Source organism: Bacillus sp. FSL K6-1106 (genome assembly GCF_038005245.1).
GTDB lineage: Bacteria > Bacillota > Bacilli > Bacillales > Bacillaceae > Bacillus > Bacillus altitudinis.
In genome coordinates this window covers 1,043,121-1,061,814 of sequence record NZ_JBBOSV010000001.1, presented here as the reverse complement: position 1 = coordinate 1,061,814, position 18,694 = coordinate 1,043,121, and the positions used below count along the sequence as shown (strand labels likewise).

The 18,694-nt window shown below is 41.0% G+C and carries 21 protein-coding genes; 20 read left to right on the top strand and 1 reads right to left on the bottom strand.

From position 1 onward, the window contains the following. Positions 1-21: 21 nt before the first annotated feature. Complete coding sequence (locus MHI20_RS05540; RefSeq protein ID WP_039167243.1) at positions 22-951, bottom strand: Na/Pi symporter; 930 nt, start codon at positions 949-951, stop codon at positions 22-24. A gap of 184 nt (positions 952-1,135) precedes the next feature. Here MHI20_RS05540 and rpsU point away from each other — a divergent pair, with 184 nt between their 5' ends. The 20 genes from rpsU (at position 1,136) to MHI20_RS05440 (ending at position 18,682) form a co-directional block, all read left to right on the top strand. Continuing rightward, the gene (gene rpsU / locus MHI20_RS05535) at positions 1,136-1,309 is read left to right on the top strand and encodes a 30S ribosomal protein S21 (RefSeq protein ID WP_003152957.1); all 174 of its coding nucleotides are present in this window, start codon (positions 1,136-1,138) and stop codon (positions 1,307-1,309) included. A 14-nt stretch (positions 1,310-1,323) separates the two neighbouring features. Continuing rightward, positions 1,324-1,773, top strand: a complete 450-nt coding sequence (locus tag MHI20_RS05530) for a GatB/YqeY domain-containing protein (RefSeq protein WP_007501319.1) — start codon at positions 1,324-1,326, stop codon at positions 1,771-1,773. 141 nt (positions 1,774-1,914) lie between these two features. Further along, positions 1,915-3,228: an NfeD family protein gene (locus MHI20_RS05525; RefSeq protein ID WP_058336632.1), complete on the top strand. Its 1,314-nt coding sequence runs from the start codon at positions 1,915-1,917 to the stop codon at positions 3,226-3,228. A 27-nt stretch (positions 3,229-3,255) separates the two neighbouring features. Then, positions 3,256-4,248 (top strand): flotillin-like protein FloA, encoded by a 993-nt coding sequence (floA, locus tag MHI20_RS05520; protein ID WP_008356247.1) that lies wholly within the window; start codon positions 3,256-3,258, stop codon positions 4,246-4,248. A gap of 31 nt (positions 4,249-4,279) precedes the next feature. After that, entirely contained in the window at positions 4,280-4,777 is a 498-nt protein-coding gene (locus MHI20_RS05515) for a hypothetical protein (protein ID WP_340937092.1), read from the top strand. A 206-nt stretch (positions 4,778-4,983) separates the two neighbouring features. Then, a complete protein-coding gene (gene yqfC / locus MHI20_RS05510; RefSeq protein ID WP_039169927.1) occupies positions 4,984-5,265 on the top strand; it encodes a sporulation protein YqfC in 282 nt (93 codons plus the stop codon). Positions 5,266-5,283: 18 nt separating this feature from the next. Further along, positions 5,284-6,474, top strand: a complete 1,191-nt coding sequence (gene yqfD / locus MHI20_RS05505) for a sporulation protein YqfD (RefSeq protein WP_041506935.1) — start codon at positions 5,284-5,286, stop codon at positions 6,472-6,474. A 3-nt stretch (positions 6,475-6,477) separates the two neighbouring features. After that, positions 6,478-7,437 (top strand): PhoH family protein, encoded by a 960-nt coding sequence (locus MHI20_RS05500; protein WP_008342419.1) that lies wholly within the window; start codon positions 6,478-6,480, stop codon positions 7,435-7,437. A gap of 114 nt (positions 7,438-7,551) precedes the next feature. Then, positions 7,552-9,663: an HD family phosphohydrolase gene (locus MHI20_RS05495; protein WP_396466850.1), complete on the top strand. Its 2,112-nt coding sequence runs from the start codon at positions 7,552-7,554 to the stop codon at positions 9,661-9,663. After that, a complete protein-coding gene (gene ybeY / locus MHI20_RS05490; protein WP_007501310.1) occupies positions 9,664-10,143 on the top strand; it encodes an rRNA maturation RNase YbeY in 480 nt (159 codons plus the stop codon). After that, the gene (locus tag MHI20_RS05485; protein ID WP_024718818.1) at positions 10,121-10,507 is read left to right on the top strand and encodes a diacylglycerol kinase family protein; all 387 of its coding nucleotides are present in this window, start codon (positions 10,121-10,123) and stop codon (positions 10,505-10,507) included. The genes ybeY and MHI20_RS05485 overlap by 23 nt, the downstream gene beginning before the upstream one ends. 112 nt (positions 10,508-10,619) lie before the next feature. Continuing rightward, positions 10,620-11,018 (top strand): cytidine deaminase, encoded by a 399-nt coding sequence (locus MHI20_RS05480; protein WP_008342410.1) that lies wholly within the window; start codon positions 10,620-10,622, stop codon positions 11,016-11,018. Then, entirely contained in the window at positions 11,011-11,916 is a 906-nt protein-coding gene (era, locus tag MHI20_RS05475) for a GTPase Era (RefSeq protein WP_007501305.1), read from the top strand. Before MHI20_RS05480 ends, era begins: the two co-directional genes overlap by 8 nt. 147 nt (positions 11,917-12,063) lie before the next feature. Then, the gene (locus MHI20_RS05470; protein WP_008342408.1) at positions 12,064-12,207 is read left to right on the top strand and encodes a YqzL family protein; all 144 of its coding nucleotides are present in this window, start codon (positions 12,064-12,066) and stop codon (positions 12,205-12,207) included. A 35-nt stretch (positions 12,208-12,242) separates the two neighbouring features. Beyond that, positions 12,243-13,013, top strand: coding sequence for a DNA repair protein RecO (recO, locus tag MHI20_RS05465; RefSeq protein ID WP_008342406.1), 771 nt, complete (start codon positions 12,243-12,245; stop codon positions 13,011-13,013). A gap of 329 nt (positions 13,014-13,342) precedes the next feature. Continuing rightward, the gene (gene glyQ, locus MHI20_RS05460) at positions 13,343-14,230 is read left to right on the top strand and encodes a glycine--tRNA ligase subunit alpha (protein ID WP_003217487.1); all 888 of its coding nucleotides are present in this window, start codon (positions 13,343-13,345) and stop codon (positions 14,228-14,230) included. After that, entirely contained in the window at positions 14,223-16,268 is a 2,046-nt protein-coding gene (gene glyS / locus MHI20_RS05455) for a glycine--tRNA ligase subunit beta (RefSeq protein WP_277518756.1), read from the top strand. The genes glyQ and glyS overlap by 8 nt, the downstream gene beginning before the upstream one ends. Positions 16,269-16,434: 166 nt before the next feature. Then, positions 16,435-17,073 (top strand): helix-turn-helix transcriptional regulator, encoded by a 639-nt coding sequence (locus MHI20_RS05450; RefSeq protein ID WP_024423017.1) that lies wholly within the window; start codon positions 16,435-16,437, stop codon positions 17,071-17,073. 25 nt (positions 17,074-17,098) lie between these two features. Further along, a complete protein-coding gene (locus MHI20_RS05445) occupies positions 17,099-17,920 on the top strand; it encodes a pyruvate, water dikinase regulatory protein (RefSeq protein WP_008342399.1) in 822 nt (273 codons plus the stop codon). Positions 17,921-18,181: 261 nt separating this feature from the next. After that, positions 18,182-18,682: a YaiI/YqxD family protein gene (locus MHI20_RS05440; protein WP_268373600.1), complete on the top strand. Its 501-nt coding sequence runs from the start codon at positions 18,182-18,184 to the stop codon at positions 18,680-18,682. Positions 18,683-18,694 lie beyond the last annotated feature (12 nt).

The window sequence follows — 18,694 nt, the reverse complement described above, 5'->3', positions numbered from 1 at the left end:
CATTAGGCAAGCCGGTTTCTTTTATGTTGACTGATTTGGAAGAAGGAACAAAATCAAGGCGTGAAAAGGGCGGATGAACGGGAAAAAGAGGAGAGAACTTGCAACATTAAACAGCAGACTAAAGTGCGCAATCTGCTGGGCAGGAGAGCTTGCTAAAAGTGCAACAAACTCTGTGATAAAGGTGAGAAAAGGAAGACATAAAAGAACACCTAGAACATTAAACACGACGTGTGCATACGCGGTTTGGCGGGCTGCATAACCGCCAGAGATAGCAGCCATCACGGCAGTAATACATGTTCCGATATTGGACCCTAAAACAAAGCTGATGCCTTCTTTTAGGGCGACAGTCCCTTCATTCATAAATCCCATCAAAATACCGATACATACAGAACTTGAATGAACAATGGCCGTGAACACTGTACCAGAGAGAAGAGCTGTCCAATCGGAATGCTGCATCATTTCAAGGAAACGCAGTGTCTCTGGCTGACTGGTCATCATACCTGCAATTTTTGAAAAACCTTGAATACAAAAAAAGATCATGCCAAGCCCAAATAAACTTTTTCCTGCATATCGAAAAGACTTCCTGCCCAAAATGATACATAAAAGACCAGCTGCAATCAGAACCCACATAAACACGTCCATCTTAATGGCAATAAATTCTGTCGTAAATGTTGAGCCGATATTCGTTCCAAGAATCATGGGTATGGATTTTTTAAACGTGAGAATGCCTGTACTCACAAAGCCGATAACGATGACCATAAACGCCGAACTGCTTTGAAGAACCCCTGTAAACACAATACTGACCAAGAATGCTTTGACTGGATGATCTGTAAAGAGAAGAAGTGATTTCTCAATACGAGACGACGTGAGTGCCATTAATCCTTTCCTAAGCAAACCCATTGCCCATAAAAAAATGAAAATAAGTGCACAAAAATAAATGATCGCCATCATAGAAAAGTCCTCCTCTTACCAATGAATATATGGACTTGTCTACCTGCTCATGACGAAAATATATTTCCAAATCACTTAGTTGACCTCAACCTAGGCTTATATTATAATGTCTAGGTACATGTTTTGCATATGTATATCTTTTTTTAATGCAGTCGATTGGTGTATTCGGAGGGAGGGAAAGAGAATGTCAAAAACGGTCGTTAGAAAAAACGAATCGCTTGAAGATGCTCTTCGTCGCTTTAAACGCAGTGTATCCAAAACTGGAACATTGCAAGAAGCAAGAAAGCGTGAATTTTATGAAAAGCCTAGCGTAAAGCGTAAGAAAAAGTCTGAAGCTGCTAGAAAACGTAAATTCTAAAGAGGGTGGATTTTATGAGTCTTCTTGAGCAATTAAATTCTGATATGAAGCTTTTTATGAAAAACCGAGAGAAAGACAAGCTTATTGTCATTCGTATGGTAAAGGCTTCACTGCAAAATGAAGCAATAAAGCTTAAGAAAGACAGTTTGACCGGAGATGAGGAACTAACCGTCCTTTCCCGCGAGATTAAGCAACGTAAAGACTCCCTCCATGAATTTTCGAAAGCTAATCGCTTAGATTTAGTAGATAAAGTTCAAAAAGAGATTGACATTTTAGACGTTTATTTACCTGAACAGCTTTCTGAAGAAGAACTGCAGGCGGTTGTGAAAGAAACAATCGCCGAAACTGGTGCTTCATCGAAAGCTGATATGGGTAAAGTGATGAGCGCTATTATGCCAAAAGTAAAAGGTAAAGCTGATGGTGCTGTGATTAACAGACTTGTCAGCGAGCAACTGTCTCAATAAAAAAGTATCCTTCTCATGTTAGAAGGGTACTTTTTTTATGCCTCCATAAACCTGTCATATAAAAATGAAACCTATGATACATTTGTAACGTATGTAAAGGAACGGTAAAATGAAAGAAAGAGAGGGGGGATCACCAAATAGATGAAAAAAATGAAAATTTCTATTGCTCTCTTCAGTTGTTTTATAATATGCTTGTTATTAGGGGTTCAATTGACCGCGAAATCAGCAGATCAGAAAGTTCATGTTATCCCAATTGAAGATACAGTAGAAAAAGGACTTTCTAAATTCATTGAACGATCATTTGAGCAGGCAAAGTCGGAACGGGCGAAGCACATCATTCTCGACATCAATACACCAGGTGGTGCAGTCGATGCGGCGCTTGAAATAGCCGATACCATTCGTGCATCCGACATCCCAGTGACAGCGTTTGTGAATCATAGAGCGCTTTCAGCCGGGGCATTCATTGCCCTAAATGCCGATCAAATTTATATGACCCCAAACGGAAAGATGGGGGCTGCTGCGATCATTGACGGTGAAGGCAACGCTGCCGATCAAAAATCTGAATCTCTATGGCTTGCTGAAATGAGTGACGCTGCTGAAAAGCAGGGGCGTGATCCAAAATATGCTCTTGCGATGGCAGATGTAGATATAGACGCAAAAGAAGCTGGTGCACCAAAAGGAGAACTGCTGACCTTTAACACAGATCGGGCGCTTCAGTTCGGTTATGCAGAAGGAGAAGCGAAAAATATGGATGACTTGCTTCAGAAGCTGAACTTAGCAGGTGCCTCTGTTCAATACGATGAAGTGAGCTTTGCTGAAAAGGTGGCGCGTTTTCTCACGCATCCGATCGTCATTCCTATCCTTTTATCCATCGCGAGCTTAGGATTAATTGTTGAATTATATTCTCCCGGCTTTGGGGTCCCAGGCACCATGGGAGTCACAGCGCTTCTTCTATTCTTTTATGGTCATCTCGTGGCAGGTTTTGCAGGATATGAGACATTGTTCCTGTTTTTGGCAGGGATTGTGTTGATCATTCTGGAATTATTTTTGCCAGGGGGAATCGTGGGTGTCATTGGACTAATCTGTGTCGTTGTCAGCTTATTTTTAGCAGCTGGAAGCTTTACAGAAATGGCGATTTCCATCTTGATTGCCACTGCTGTTTCAATCATAGCAGTTATTTTATTGACAAAGGTGTTGGGGAAACGTATGAAATTTTTTAAAAAGTTCATTTTAACCGATTCAACCAATAAAGAAAGTGGTTATGTCTCAAATGAAACAAGAGATGATCTTGTAGGACAAATCGCAGTGACAGCAACAGCACTTCGTCCATCTGGTACGATTGTATTCGGAGACGAGCGCATTGATGTTGTGTCAGAAGGTGCTTTTATCGATAAGGATGAACAAGTAAAAATTGTGAAAGCGGAAGGCTCACGCATTGTCGTGAGGAAAGTATAGATATACTGATTTTATAGGAGGAATAAAATGGATCCATCTACTTTACTATTATTCGTGATTATCGCAGCAGGTTTGATCGTTCTATCGATCTTCTTCACCTTTGTACCGGTGATGCTGTGGATTTCTGCCCTAGCGGCTGGCGTAAGAGTGAGCATTTTTACACTTGTAGGAATGAGGCTTCGCCGAGTGATTCCAAACCGAGTGGTCAACCCGCTCATCAAAGCGCATAAAGCAGGTCTTGATGCGACGATTAACCAATTAGAAAGCCACTATCTTGCAGGTGGTAACGTAGACCGCGTGATCAACGCACTGATCGCAGCTCAGCGTGCGAATATCGAATTGAACTTTGCTCGCTGTGCGGCAATCGACCTAGCAGGCCGTGACGTACTTGAAGCTGTCCAAATGAGTGTAAACCCTAAAGTCATTGAAACACCATTTATCTCAGGTGTTGCGATGGACGGGATTGAAGTAAAAGCAAAAGCACGTATTACAGTTCGTGCAAACATTGACAGACTTGTCGGTGGTGCAGGGGAAGAAACGATCATTGCTCGTGTAGGTGAAGGGATTGTTTCGACAATCGGTTCATCAGATAATCATAAAAAGGTTCTTGAAAATCCTGATATGATTTCTCAAACGGTTCTTGGTAAAGGATTAGATTCAGGTACAGCATTTGAAATTCTCTCGATTGATATCGCAGATGTTGATATCGGTAAGAACATCGGGGCAATTCTGCAGACAGACCAAGCAGAAGCCGACAAAAACATTGCACAGGCGAAAGCAGAAGAACGCCGCGCGATGGCTGTTGCACAAGAACAAGAAATGCGTGCGAGAGTTGAAGAAATGCGCGCGAAAGTAGTAGAAGCAGAGGCGGAAGTACCACTTGCAATGGCCGAAGCACTACGTGAAGGTAATATTGGAGTTATGGACTACATGAACATTAAGAATATCGATGCTGATACGGATATGAGAGATTCATTTGGCAAAATGACAAAAGGTCCATCTGATAATGAAAACAAATAAGCATCCTCTCACGCTTTAAGGAGGGAGCCCATTGGACATTCTATTTGAAAATCCGCTATTAATCGCGATTATCATCGGTATCATTTCTGCGGTTTTTGGGAAAATCGGTAAACAAGAGGAGAACGAACAAAAGAACCAGCAAAACAAACCGGCTCCTCAGCATAAACCAGTGCCGCAAAAGCAAACAAAACAAACAAGTCCAGATCCGGTCGTAACGGACCAACTTGACGATTTTGGCGATGTACATGATCATGGCGGGATGAAGAAACAAGGTTCACAATCCTTACAGGATCGTTATACCGCTACACTTGCCGAAATGGAAGAAAGAAAAAGCGAGCTGAATAAAGAGTTTCAATCGCTTGAAAGAGAACTTACAAGGCCAAAAGCAGCATCTGCTGGAATGAAGCCGAAAATGATTGAGAAACTCAACCAAGATACGGTCGTTCAAGGGATGATCCTTGGTGAAGTATTTGGAGAGCCTCGTGCCAAAAAGCCGCATCGAACGATGAAACGACCATATAAAAGATAAAGAAGTAAGCCCCCTCATCCTTAAGGGGGCTTTTTTGTTGTGTAATGGAGACTTTTCTTAGTCAAAATGATGAAACGGCTGTTTTACGGGATTCATTAGCATGATATGAACCGCTGAGGAATAGGATGATATAGAGGCTTTCTCATCAGTCTCACCATCTTTCAGTTTGATCTCATACACATGAGGTGGGAAGGGGTTCTTATTGAATGGGAAAAAGAAAAAATCGACTTAAAGCATGGCTGACAAGAACACTTGAAATCCCTCCGGACGTGATGATGGATCTTCCCCGTATTACGATGGTTGGCAGAATCCATATTTACATAGAGAACCATAAAGGGCTTTTACTTTTCAGTGATCAAGAGGTAAGGCTGATGCTCAAGCAAGGACAGTGCATTATTTCAGGAAAAGACTTTGTGATTAAAACGATTTTGCCAGAAGAGATCTTATTAGAGGGGAAAATCGATGAGGTCCGTTATATTGATTCTTAACTGACGGAGGGGAGAAACGTGAAGAACAAATGGTTTGCTTATTTTATTGGCAGAGTGGAAGTGGAGATAAGAGGAAGCGGTATTGAGCGGTTAATCAATGAGTGCACGAGACAGGGGATCACAATTTTTCAAGTGAGCCGCCGTCAAGACAGCGTGCGCTTATTTATTCGCCTCTCAGATGTACATGCCTTTAGAAAAGTGCGCAGACATCATGAGGTGAAATGTTCATTTCATCAAAAGAAAGGATTCCCGTTTCTTCTTTTATGGTCGAGAAGAAATATTGGATTCACCCTCGGGATGGCTTTTTTCCTAGTGACGATATTGGCTCTTTCAAATATGGTGTGGAAAATTGAGATTAAAGGTGCGAATCCAGAAACAGAACACCAAATGAGAAAGCATCTGGACGAAATAGGGGTACAAAAAGGGCGTTTTCAGTTTCTTATGGGGACACCTGAAAAAATACAAAAGTCATTGACGACCAATATTCAGAGCATTACATGGGTCGGAGTTGAACTGAACGGAACGACGTTTCAAATGAAAGTGGTCGAAAAAAATGAACCTGAAAAGGAGAAATATACGAGTCCTCAGCACATCGTTGCCAAGAAAAAGGCGGTCATCACGAGAATGTATGTAGAAAAGGGGGAACCGCTTGCCCAGGTCGATGAACATGTGAAAAAAGGGCAGATGCTCGTCTCAGGTTTAATTGGGAGTGAAGATCAGAAAAAAACGGTCGGAGCCAAAGCGAAAATATATGGTGAAACATGGTACCGATCTGAAGTTTCTGTCCCTCTCCGAACATCTTTTGATGTCTTTACGGGTAAAATGAAGACAAAGCACAAGCTATCCTTGTTTGGAGGCTCCATCCCATTTTGGGGATTTTCCTTTAAAAAAGATGATTTTCAGCAGCCGAAAACAGAAAAAGAAGTTCACCCGCTTCATTTTTTGAATATGCAACTACCGTTCTCCTATGAAAAGGAAATCACACGAGAAAGTGAAAAAATAAATCGAGAATACACAAATAAAGAAGCGGTTCAAGCAGGGATTAAAATGGGTAAAAAAGAATTAGAAGAAAAGCTAGGTCAAACAGGTGAGGTGAAAAGTGAAAAAGTTTTGCACGAGACAACAGGGAATGGTAAAGTTAAGTTAATCATCCTTTACCAAGTAATAGAAGATATTGTTCAACCAACACCTATTGTTCAGGGAGACTAGAGAATGACAGAACATTTACTTGAGATTCAACAAAAATTGGATAGCCCAAACGAAGCCATTGCTTTATTTGGCAATCAAGATGCTTATCTGAAACTGATGGAAAACGAGCTGAATGTCTCCATTATCACACGTGGAGAGAAAGTGTATGTTTCTGGTCAGGAAGCATCGAGAGATACTGTGAGCCGTTTGATAACATCTCTCTTACATCTCATTCGTAAAGGAATTGAGATTTCTGAACGGGATGTCGTCTATGCCATTAAAATGGCGCAAAAAGACAAGCTCAATTATTTTGAAAATATGTATGAAGATGAAATTACGAAAAATGCCAAAGGAAAGTCGATCAGAGTCAAAACGATCGGCCAGCGTGAATATGCTGCGGCAATGAAAAAAGATGATCTGGTCTTTGGGATTGGACCTGCTGGTACAGGTAAAACGTATTTGGCAGTGGTCAACGCCGTACATGCCCTGAAAAATGGACATGTCAAACGGATTATCCTGACAAGACCAGCTGTTGAAGCAGGAGAAAGTCTTGGCTTTTTGCCAGGAGATTTAAAAGAAAAAGTCGATCCTTATTTAAGACCGCTATATGATGCTTTGCACGATGTGCTTGGTAGTGATCATACGGAACGTTTAATTGAGCGAGGTGTCATTGAAATTGCCCCTCTTGCCTATATGAGAGGGCGGACGCTTGATGATGCATTTGTGATTTTAGATGAAGCGCAGAATACAACGCCAGCTCAAATGAAAATGTTTTTGACGAGACTAGGCTTTGGTTCTAAAATGGTCATTACAGGAGATATTACACAAATTGATCTGCCTAAAGGTATGCAGTCAGGTCTTGCGGCTGCAAAGGACATGCTTGCTGAGATCAAGGGTATCTCATTCATTGAATTAGATCAGACAGATGTGGTCAGACACCCGCTTGTGGCGAAGATCATTGGAGCATACGAAAAGCAAAAATGAACTGAGTGACCCGATCGCCTTAATCGGGTCATTTTGTTTCGATCGTGGTTTAAAGTAAAAAAGGAGGTACTTTCCTTGAGAAAGAATCAGAAAGGCAGTAAGCGCAAAAGGCTGCTGTCTAAAAAAGAACCTCAGAAAATGGAGCGCTCACGCTATTTAAACGTACTGCTATACGCTGGTTTAGCAGCCATCATGTTTGTGGTGCTCTTCTTCCATGTAAAGCCTGAATCGCTCGACCTAGATTTGTTTTCAGTGAGCGAACAGACCATCTATTCTCCGTCTACCGTTGATGACCAAGAAGCAACAGAAGAAAAGAAACAAGAAGCAACGGATCAAGTAGAAGACCAATATACACTCAAAAAAGCGTATTCTGATAATCGTGTTGACCTCATTTCATCCCTCTTTGAAGCCATTAAAGAAGAGAAGAAAGCAGCTGATGACAAAGAGAACCCGCCAACAGATCAAGAGATGGTGAAGCGTGTAAAAGAGAAACTCACAACCGATATGCAGGAAGCTGTTTCGGATCAATCGATTAAAGCACTGCTCCAAGCAAGTGACGAAAACCTTTCTTTTACAAAGGACTCCATCATCACAGTGGTCAATTCTCTCATGAGTAAAGAAATCACAGCTTCTAAGCTGCAAGATGAAAAGAAACAAGTGAAAGCAGAGCTTGAAAACAATTCGATTCCGTCAAAATATTTAAATGCAGCGAAAGAAATTGGTGAATTTGCGATTATTCCAAACTATGTATTTGACCCGGTGGCAACAGAGAAGAAAAGACAAGAAGCAGCTGATAATATCCAGCCAGTTCAAATCAAGCAAGGGCAAATTTTAGTGGAAGAAGGCGAGCTCATTGACCGTGAAGTGTATCGTAAATTAGAACTGACGGGTCTTTTAAACAGTTCCAATTTGTTTAAGCCTGTAAGCGGTCTTATCATCTTAATCGGTCTCTTCTTAGCGGCGATTGTCCACTCACTGGAATCGAGGAAAAAGTCGCTCGTCCATAAGAATAAATCGTTACTGCTGTACTCGCTCATTTTCACCATTATTTTAATCATCATGGAAGTATTCAGTCTCTTCCAGGAAACGAAGTATACGACCATAGGCTATGTCGTGCCTGTTGCACTTGGTACGATGCTGATTAAGCTGCTGATCAATGAGCGGCTGGCAATCTTCTCCGGCCTTGTATTTGCCCTTTGCGGCAGTATGATGTTTAATCAAGGAGTAACAGGTGTCTTTAACTATGTCATCTGTGCTTATTATCTAATAAGCGGGATGGCAGGAATTTTATTTTTGAGAAAACATAATGCGAGATCGAAAATTTTGCAGGCGGGGCTTTGGGTAGCTTTGGTGAATGTACTTGTCGTGCTGTCCATTACGCTGATTCAAAATTCTTCTCCATCAGGGCTTGAAATAGGTGTGAACCTCATCATGGCGATTGTGTCAGGGTTTGCATCGGCTATTCTGGTTATTGGGTTAATGCCAGTCTTTGAGAGCATGTTTGGCATTCTTTCGACCATGAAGCTTATTGAATTATCGAACCCGAATCATCCGCTGCTGAAAAAGATCTTAACAGAGACGCCAGGTACATATCATCATAGTGTCATGGTGGCGAATTTAGCGGATGCTGCATGTGAAGCAGTCGGTGCAAATGGATTGTTAGCGAGGGTTGGAGCTTATTATCATGACATTGGAAAAACGAAAAGACCCCAATACTTTATTGAAAACCAAATGAACATTGATAATCCGCACGACAAGCTTTCTCCTCAGCTGAGCAAGAATATTATTATTGCCCATACGACAGATGGTGCTGAAATGCTGAGAGAAAAGAAGTTTCCAGAGGAACTTGTGGACATTGCAGAACAGCATCACGGAAAGTCCCTGCTGAAGTTCTTTTACTATAAGGCAAAAGAACGGGATGATCAGGTGACAGAAGAAGAATTTCGTTATCCTGGTCCAAAACCGCAATCGAAAGAAGCGGCCATTATTTCTGTAGCTGACAGCGTGGAAGCGGCGGTTCGTTCGATGCATAATCCAAACCCTGAGCGGATTGAAAAGCTTGTGAAGGGCATTATTTCAGATAAGATGCAGGATGGACAATTTAGTGAATGTGATCTGACATTTAAAGAATTAAATATTATTAGCCAAACAATTTGTACAACATTAAAGGGGATTTTCCATTCTCGGATTGAATATCCAGATGCCCCGAAGCAGAAGGTGAAGTAAATGACATTGTTAATCGATTTAATAGATGAAACAGGACAAGTATCGAAAGAGCAGCTTGAAGAAGTGGAAAAACTTCTTCAATTTGCTGCGGATGCTCTTGAAGTAAAAGATCAAGCAGAAGTATCAGTATCGATCGTTTCAAATGAAGAAATTCATCAAATTAATAAAGAATACCGAGGAAAAGATGCACCAACAGATGTAATTTCATTTGCCCTTGAGGAAGAAGGCGAAGGGGAAATTGAAATCATTGGAGCTGATGACATTCCGCCTGTACTTGGTGACATTATCATTAGTGTTGATCGTACGAAAGAGCAAGCAGAGGAATATGGACATTCCTTCATGAGAGAGCTAGGATTTTTAACGATTCATGGTTTTCTTCATTTGCTTGGTTATGATCATATGACAGAAGAAGATGAAAAAGAAATGTTCGCCAAACAGACAAAAATCTTGGATGATTATGGCCTTTCGAGATCATCGTAAGAAGCGAACGCCGCTTGTCCGTTTTTTTCGGAGTTTTTATTATGCATTTAGAGGAATATGGCGAACTTTCTTGAATGAACGGAATTTTCGGTTTCACACAGTCGCAGCCATCATCGTGGTGATTTGCGGCTTTTGGTTTCACATTCATCCGGTTGAATGGATGATCATTCTGCTTTTATGCGGCGGGATGTTTGCGTTAGAACTTGTGAATACAGCAATTGAACATACAGTAGATCTTTTCACAGAAGAGAAGCATCCTCTTGCTGAGAGAGCGAAGGACGCGGCAGCAGGCGCTGTTTGCGTTTACGCCGCCATTTCGGTTATGATTGGGTTGATGATCTTCTTACCGAAGATCATGCAATAGAACAATATTACTATTTATTAACATTTTTAGAAATGGGCGTGAAAATGTCACGTGAATTATGTAAAATATAAATGTGACAGTGGTACCATTTCTTCTGAAAGTGGGAACTAGAATGAACAAACAAGAGTTGATTTCAGAAGCAGTCAAAGCAAGAGATTTTGCATATGTACCCTATTCTAAATTCAAAGTCGGTGCAGCATTATTATCGCATGACGGAAAAGTGTATGGCGGCTGCAATATTGAAAATGCAGCATATGGTATGTGTAATTGTGCGGAAAGAACAGCACTTTTTAAAGCTTACTCAGAGGGCATCACATCTTTTCAAATGCTTGCAGTAGTGGCTGATACAGATCGACCTGTTTCACCATGCGGCGCATGCAGACAGGTCATTTCAGAGCTATGTGCACCTGATATGCCAGTGATTCTAACGAACTTAAAAGGACATATATACGAAACGACAGTAAACGAACTATTGCCAGGCGCATTTTCACCGGAGGATTTAAATGACTAACGAAAGCTTCAAATCAGGATTTGTATCAATTATTGGAAGACCAAATGTAGGGAAATCGACCTTTCTTAATCGTGTGATTGGGCAAAAAATTGCGATTATGAGTGATAAGCCCCAAACGACTCGAAACAAAGTGCAAGGTGTTCTGACAACAAACACGTCACAAACGATTTTTATCGATACACCAGGAATTCATAAACCGAAGCACAAACTTGGCGATTTTATGATGAGGGTGGCTCAAAATACACTCAAGGAAGTCGACCTGATCTTGTTTATGATCAACGCACAGGAAGGCTATGGAAAAGGTGATGAATTCATCATTGAACGACTAAAGCAAACATCGACACCGGTGTTCCTTGTCGTCAATAAAATTGACCAAATTCATCCGGATGAACTGTTCCTTTTAATTGATGAATACCGCACACGTTACCCATTTAAGGAAATTGTGCCAATTTCAGCACTTGAAGGCAACAACATTGATACGCTTCTTCAGCAAATTGAAGGTTATCTTCCAGAAGGCCCTCAATTTTATCCGGCAGATCAAGTAACAGATCACCCAGAGCGATTTATTATTTCTGAATTAATTCGTGAAAAAGTGCTGCATTTAACGAGAGAAGAGATCCCTCACAGTATTGCGGTTGCGATTGAATCGATCAAGCCAGATGAAAACGGCAAGATTCATGTTGCAGCGACCATCGTCGTAGAACGTGATTCACAAAAAGGGATTGTGATTGGTAAGCGCGGCAGCTTATTAAAAGAAGTGGGACAAAAAGCGCGCAGAGACATTGAAGCACTTTTAGGCTCAAAGGTGTATTTAGAGCTTTGGGTAAAAGTGCAGAAGGACTGGCGTAATAAATCCACACATCTTCGTGATTTCGGATTTAGAGAAGACGAATATTAAAAACCGATACAGTTGTTAGTAGATCTGACAATGGTGCGGTTCGATTAGTAAAAATTGTTTATCATGAAATGGAGGTAGCCTGGTCAAGATAAAGTTAATATGTTGGATGTAGCGTTGCTGCTTCTAATAAAGAAAGGTGGGGTTTTTATGTTGAATTTTACATGGAACGTATTTTCACAAACAGGAAGCGTTGACACGTATCTGCTTTTCAAAGAGTTAGAAAAGGAGAACCTGGAAAGACCCGATGTACTTGAAGAAGAAATAGCACGACTTGATTTTCCAATCTTATAATTCTTGACCCCCTCCAACGCTCGGAGTGTAGACAAATGCTCATTAAAAGTGAAGGAATCGTCCTTAGAACAACAGATTATGGCGAAACAAACAAAATTGTCACGCTGCTCACTAGAGAACATGGGAAAATTGGTGTGATGGCAAGGGGCGCTAAGAAATCGAACAGCCGCCTGTCAGCCATAAGCCAGCCGTTTTTATACGGAACCTTCCTGATCCAATCATCAACAGGACTTGGAACGCTCCAGCAAGGTGAAATGATGGAAAGCATGCGAACCATTCGGGAAGATTTATTTCTGACCGCATATGCCGCATATATGACAGAATTACTTGATAAAGGAACAGAAGAAAAGAAGCCAAACCCTTACTTGTTTGAACTTCTTCTTCAATCTTTACGCCATCTCAATGAAGGCACAGATGCTGATATTATTTTATTTATCGTAGAGGTTAAAATGCTGTCAGTGATGGGGTTGAAGCCTGAACTGGACCAATGTGTACACTGCGGTCAAAAAGAAGGGCAGTTCCACTTCTCAATTAGAGATAACGGATTCATCTGTAAGCAATGCTTTTCTAAAGATCCATATAAACTGCCCTTATCCCCAGCAGCAGCAAGACTGCTCCGTTTGTTTCATTATTTTGATTTATCAAGGCTTGGTCAGGTTGACGTGAAACCACAAACGAAACAAGAAATTCGTCAAGTGCTCGATCATTATTATGAAGAGTATTCAGGTCTTTATTTAAAATCAAAAAAATTCATGAATCAAATGGAATCCATGAAAAAGCTAATGGACGGTGAAAACAAAAGTTGACATCTCTCGTGACTTTTTGTAAGATCATCTAAGATCAAATATGTTGCATTGACAGAAAGAAGTACTTACGTATCAGCCATAAAAGCGACCTTAGGGCGGTGTGAGCTAAGGATGGACACGTAACGAAAGGCATTCTTGAGCAACGTAAAACAAAGCGGCTGGGTGCTACGACACCAGCAAATAGGGTGGAACCGCGGGAAAAACTCTCGTCCCTATGTTTGCAAGGAACCTTGTGAGCATAGAGACGGGAGTTTTTGTGTTTTGCAAAAAGGTTCTAGGCCCCACCGCCATACATAGCGGATGGTGTAAAAAAGATGGAGGTGCGATCATTGAATATTCAAGACATGATTTTGACGCTGCAAAAGCATTGGTCAAATGAAGGCTGCGTATTAATGCAGGCATATGACACAGAAAAAGGTGCTGGAACGATGAGTCCATACACGTTCCTCAGAAGCATTGGGCCAGAGCCATGGAAGGTAGCCTATGTAGAACCTTCAAGACGCCCGGCTGACGGCAGATATGGAGAAAACCCAAACAGATTGTATCAACATCATCAATTTCAAGTGATCATTAAGCCATCACCTGACAATATTCAAGAACTGTATCTGGAATCATTGAAGGCGCTTGGCATTGACCCGCTGAAACATGATATTCGTTTTGTTGAAGACAACTGGGAAAACCCATCTCTTGGCTGCGCAGGACTTGGCTGGGAAGTTTGGCTTGATGGAATGGAAATTACGCAATTTACGTATTTCCAGCAAGTCGGCGGTTTAGAATGTAAGCCAGTTTCTGTTGAAATCACATACGGAATTGAGCGTCTTGCTTCTTACATCCAGGACAAAGAAAATGTATTTGATCTTGAATGGACAGATGGCTTTACTGTAAGAGATTTATTCTTAATGGCTGAATACGAGCATTCTGTGTATACGTTTGAAACATCTAATACGGATATGCTGTTCGATTTATTTACAACATATGAAAAAGAAGCACATAGCCAAATGGACAAAGGGCTTGTTCACCCAGCATATGATTATGTACTCAAATGTTCTCACACATTTAACCTGCTTGATGCCAAAGGCGCAATTTCTGTGACTGAGCGAACAGGCTATATCGGAAGAGTACGTCAGTTAGCGAGAAAAGTAGCCAAAACATATTACGAAGAACGAGAAAAACTAGGATTCCCTATGCTAAAAGAGGAGGCGGCTTCTCATGAATAAACAAGATGTATTACTTGAAATCGGCTTAGAAGAGATGCCGGCTCGTTTCATGCCAGAAAGCACAAAGCAGCTAGGTGACAAAGTAAAAGCTTGGTTCGTAGCGCAAAATATTTCATTCGAAGACGTTGCTTTATATAATTCACCAAGACGTCTAGCTGTACTCGTCAAAGGTGTTGCAGAAAAACAAGAGGACATCAAAGAAGAAGCAAAAGGACCGGCTAAAAAGATTGCTCAAGATGCTGAAGGCAATTGGACAAAAGCTGCCGAAGGTTTTGCCCGCGGGCAAGGCGCATCAACTGATGATCTGTATTTCAAAGACATCAAAGGTGTAGATTATGTTCATGTCCAAAAGTTTCAAGAAGGTAAGCAAGTCAAAGACCTTCTTCCAGCATTGGGGGACATTGCCGCTTCATTGAGTTTTCCAAAGAACATGAGATGGGGAAGCGAGGATTTACGCTATATCCGTCCAATTAAATGGATTGTTTGTTTATTTGGTCAAGAGATCATTCCTGTCGAAATTGCAGGAGTGAAAAGCGGACGGGAGACTAGAGGACATCGTTTCCTAGGGACGACAGCCAGCATTGACACACCAGCTTCTTATGAGCAAACATTAAGAGATCAATTTGTCATTGTTGATTCAGATAAAAGAAAACAATTAATTACTGAGCAATTACATGCCCTTTCTTCCGAAAAAGGCTGGGTCATTCCAGTTGATCCTGAGCTTCTAGAAGAAGTGAACGATCTCGTTGAATATCCAACCGTTCTATTTGGTTCTTTTGAAGAAGAATTTCTTGCGCTGCCAGAAGAAGTGCTTGTTACGACAATGAAAGAGCATCAGCGTTATTTCCCTGTGAAAAATGAACAAGGGGAATTACTGCCGCACTTTATTACGGTCAGAAACGGGAACAGTGAGGCACTTGAAAATGTGGCAAGAGGGAACGAAAAGGTCCTTCGTGCACGTTTATCAGATGCGGCATTTTTCTATAAAGAAGACGAAAAACTTGTCATTGAAGACAACATTCAAAAGCTTGATAAAGTCGTATTCCATGAGAAACTTGGCACGATTGGCGACAAGCTGAAAAGAGTAACAGACATTGCCGTCCGCCTTGCTAGTCATGTGGGTGCAGATGAAGAAACGTCTAAACGCGCTGCAAGAGCAGCCAGTATTTCTAAATTTGACCTTGTGACTCAGATGGTCTATGAATTCCCAGAACTGCAAGGAATCATGGGTGAAAAATATGCTAGAGCACTTGGCGAACATGAAGAAGTGGCAAAGAGTATCAACGAGCACTATATGCCGCGTTTTGCCGGTGACGATGCGCCGTCAACACTTATTGGGGCGATTGTTGCAGTGGCAGATAAGCTAGATTCTATTTGTTCATTCTTCTCAATTGATGTCATTCCAACAGGCTCTCAAGATCCTTATGGATTAAGAAGACAAGCGAGCGGTATCGTTCAAATCCTGCTCGACCGCCAATGGAATCTTTCATTTAAAGAGCTTTTAGCACTAGCTCAAGTAGATGCAAAACATGAAGCGGCTCTCATTGAATTTTTAACACACCGTTTGAAATATGTTCTTCAAGCAGAACATATCCGTCATGACGTGGTGGAAGCAGTCCTTGATGTTGAAAATATTGAACCATATGCGGTTGTGAAAAAAGCGGCTGTTCTTGAAGAGAGCGTGAAACAGGAGAGTTTCAAAGAAACGGCTGAGGCACTAGGCCGCGTCATTTCAATCAGTAAAAAAGGGGAAGACGCACAGATTCAGCCTGAACTGTTTGAAAATGAACACGAACAAAAGCTATTTGAAGCGTATCAGCAAGCGGAAAAAGCCGTCAACGAGTATATGGCAAAAGGTCAGTACCAATCAGCACTTGAAGCGCTAGATACATTAAAAGCACCAATTGTTCATTATTTCGACCATACCATGGTTCATGCGGATGATGAAAAACTGAAACAAAATCGTTTGGCACAAATGGTCAAACTTGCAAAAGTCATTCAATCATTTGCGAATATGAACAATTTAATTGTAAAATAAATACCTAAGAACGGTTGCCTTTTTCGAAGGGCAATCGTTTTTTACTCATTTAATTCACGGTTTTTGAGTGGATTTTTGTTTCATTCGGACGAAGATGCGCTATAATATGATGAGTTATGAAATTGATATACATAAAGTAAGGATTCGCTCTCTCTATTTAAAGGTGGTGAGTACAATCGAGTTAAATAAACGGCAAGAGCAGATTTTACAGATTGTCAAAGAGAATGGTCCGATCACTGGAGAGCATATCGCCGATCGGCTGAACTTAACAAGGGCTACCCTCAGACCGGATTTAGCCATTTTAACGATGTCTGGCTTTTTAGAAGCAAGACCAAGGGTCGGCTACTTTTTTACAGGCAAAACAGGCACGCAGCTTCTGGCAGATAAGCTGAAAAAACTTCAAGTGAAAGATTTTCAGTCCATTCCGGTCGTGATACACGAGAATGTTTCGGTTTATGATGCGATTTGTACGATGTTTTTAGAGGATGTGGGCACATTATTCGTTGTGGACGATCACTCTATTTTAACAGGCGTGTTATCAAGAAAAGACCTCCTTCGAGCAAGTATTGGGAAACAAGAGCTTCCATCTATACCTGTCCATATTATTATGACAAGAATGCCGAACATTACCGTTTGCCGCAAAGAAGATTTTATTATGGATGTGGCCAAGCACTTGATTGAAAAGCAAATAGATGCACTTCCTGTTATAAAAGATACGGATAAAGGCTTTGAAGTGGTCGGCAGAATTACGAAAACAAACATGACGAAAATACTTGTTAGCTTATCAGAGAACGAAATTATCTAATTACAGAAGACTGCGAGGGGATGTTATGAGTAATCGCGTAATTTTTGTTGTATCAGATTCAGTAGGAGAAACGGCAGAGCTCGTGGTCAAAGCGGCACTTAGCCAATTTGATGGCGGCTCATCCGACCATTCAAATATTAGAAGAATCCCATATGTAGAGGATGTCGGTACGATTAAAGAAGTGATTTCATTGGCGAAAGCAGATAATGGGATCGTTTGCTTTACTCTTGTTGTGCCAGAAATGCGCCAATTCTTAATAGAAGAAGCAGAAGCGAATGGCGTCGTGTACTATGACATTATCGGTCCACTTATTGATAAAATGGAGACGGCATATGGAAATGAAGCGAAACATGAGCCAGGTCGTGTACGTCAATTAGATGAGGACTATTTTAAAAAGGTAGAAGCCATTGAGTTCGCTGTGAAATATGATGATGGGCGGGACCCAAGAGGTATTCTAAAAGCTGATATTGTGCTGATTGGTGTATCGCGTACGTCTAAGACACCACTTTCTCAATACTTAGCACATAAACGCTTGAAGGTAGCAAACGTTCCGATAGTTCCTGAAGTTGATCCGCCAGAGGAGTTATTCTCAGTTGATCCCAAAAAATGCATCGGCCTGAAAATTAGTCCAGACAAACTAAATCATATCCGTAAAGAACGTTTAAAATCACTCGGTTTAAATGACCGTGCCATTTATGCGAATATCGAGCGGATTAAAGAGGAACTAGAATATTTTGAAAAAGTGGTTGACCGCATTAACTGTCAAGTTGTGGATGTATCGAATAAAGCAGTTGAGGAGACAGCAAATGTCATTCATCAAATGCTGACCAAAAGAGGTTCCGAATAAACTCAGGATGCTCCTCCTGGGTTTTTCCTATGGTGGGAAACGGGTAAACAAAAACAATGGCATATTTGCTGCATTTGTATTATAATAAAAAATTGTGATAAAATGATTGATTTTAGGTTTAAGTTAAGTCAAGAACGAATAAACTAATATTGGCAGAAGTCAAGTGATTCTGAACATAACTTTTCGACAAAATGAGTTTTACTGTTGATTGCTTTATGGGGGAAAAGTATGGTCTTTTTGCTTCTCTAAAGCAGGAATAAGGTGGAGGGATGGAGAATTAGTCACCTGAATGAACGTAAAAAAGAAAGGACGATTTATGTCGATGCAGATGCTTGTCCTGTAAAAGACGAAATCCTTTCTGTCGCATCTCAAATTCAAGTACCTGTGACTTTCATTGCTTCATATGAGCATTTTCAAACCAAACGATCACCACTTGAAGATTGGCGGTTTGTTGATACACATAAGGAAGCAGCAGATTTAGTCATTGCGAACTTAGCTGTCAAGCACGATATTGTTGTCACCCAGGATATTGGTCTGGCCTCCTTACTGCTTCCAAGACAAGTCATTGTTCTGTCTGAAAGAGGACGAATGTACACAAACGAAACAATTGATTTTGATTTGGAACGCAGGCATGTTTCCAGTAAACAGCGAAGAAAAGGTGTATACGGAAAAGGTCCCAAAAAGCTTTTAGAAGAGGATAAAAAGCGATTTATTGCCCAACTACAAAAAATCCTGTCGAATCATGAAGGATTTTTGAATTAAAAGGCGAATAAT

What these genes read in the sequence shown, in the direction of transcription:
- era (WP_007501305.1), top strand. Translation starts at nt 11,011, where the DNA reads ATGACTAACGAAAGCTTCAAATCAGGATTTGTATCAATTATTGGAAGA.
- recO (WP_008342406.1), top strand. Translation starts at nt 12,243, where the DNA reads ATGCTCATTAAAAGTGAAGGAATCGTCCTTAGAACAACAGATTATGGC.
- MHI20_RS05480 (WP_008342410.1), top strand. Translation starts at nt 10,620, where the DNA reads ATGAACAAACAAGAGTTGATTTCAGAAGCAGTCAAAGCAAGAGATTTT.
- yqfC (WP_039169927.1), top strand. Translation starts at nt 4,984, where the DNA reads ATGGGAAAAAGAAAAAATCGACTTAAAGCATGGCTGACAAGAACACTT.
- MHI20_RS05530 (WP_007501319.1), top strand. Translation starts at nt 1,324, where the DNA reads ATGAGTCTTCTTGAGCAATTAAATTCTGATATGAAGCTTTTTATGAAA.
- MHI20_RS05500 (WP_008342419.1), top strand. Translation starts at nt 6,478, where the DNA reads ATGACAGAACATTTACTTGAGATTCAACAAAAATTGGATAGCCCAAAC.
- ybeY (WP_007501310.1), top strand. Translation starts at nt 9,664, where the DNA reads ATGACATTGTTAATCGATTTAATAGATGAAACAGGACAAGTATCGAAA.
- MHI20_RS05525 (WP_058336632.1), top strand. Translation starts at nt 1,915, where the DNA reads ATGAAAAAAATGAAAATTTCTATTGCTCTCTTCAGTTGTTTTATAATA.
- MHI20_RS05485 (WP_024718818.1), top strand. Translation starts at nt 10,121, where the DNA reads ATGGCCTTTCGAGATCATCGTAAGAAGCGAACGCCGCTTGTCCGTTTT.
- MHI20_RS05540 (WP_039167243.1), bottom strand. Translation starts at nt 951, where the DNA reads ATGATGGCGATCATTTATTTTTGTGCACTTATTTTCATTTTTTTATGG.
- rpsU (WP_003152957.1), top strand. Translation starts at nt 1,136, where the DNA reads ATGTCAAAAACGGTCGTTAGAAAAAACGAATCGCTTGAAGATGCTCTT.
- MHI20_RS05470 (WP_008342408.1), top strand. Translation starts at nt 12,064, where the DNA reads ATGTTGAATTTTACATGGAACGTATTTTCACAAACAGGAAGCGTTGAC.
- MHI20_RS05445 (WP_008342399.1), top strand. Translation starts at nt 17,099, where the DNA reads ATGAGTAATCGCGTAATTTTTGTTGTATCAGATTCAGTAGGAGAAACG.
- floA (WP_008356247.1), top strand. Translation starts at nt 3,256, where the DNA reads ATGGATCCATCTACTTTACTATTATTCGTGATTATCGCAGCAGGTTTG.
- glyS (WP_277518756.1), top strand. Translation starts at nt 14,223, where the DNA reads ATGAATAAACAAGATGTATTACTTGAAATCGGCTTAGAAGAGATGCCG.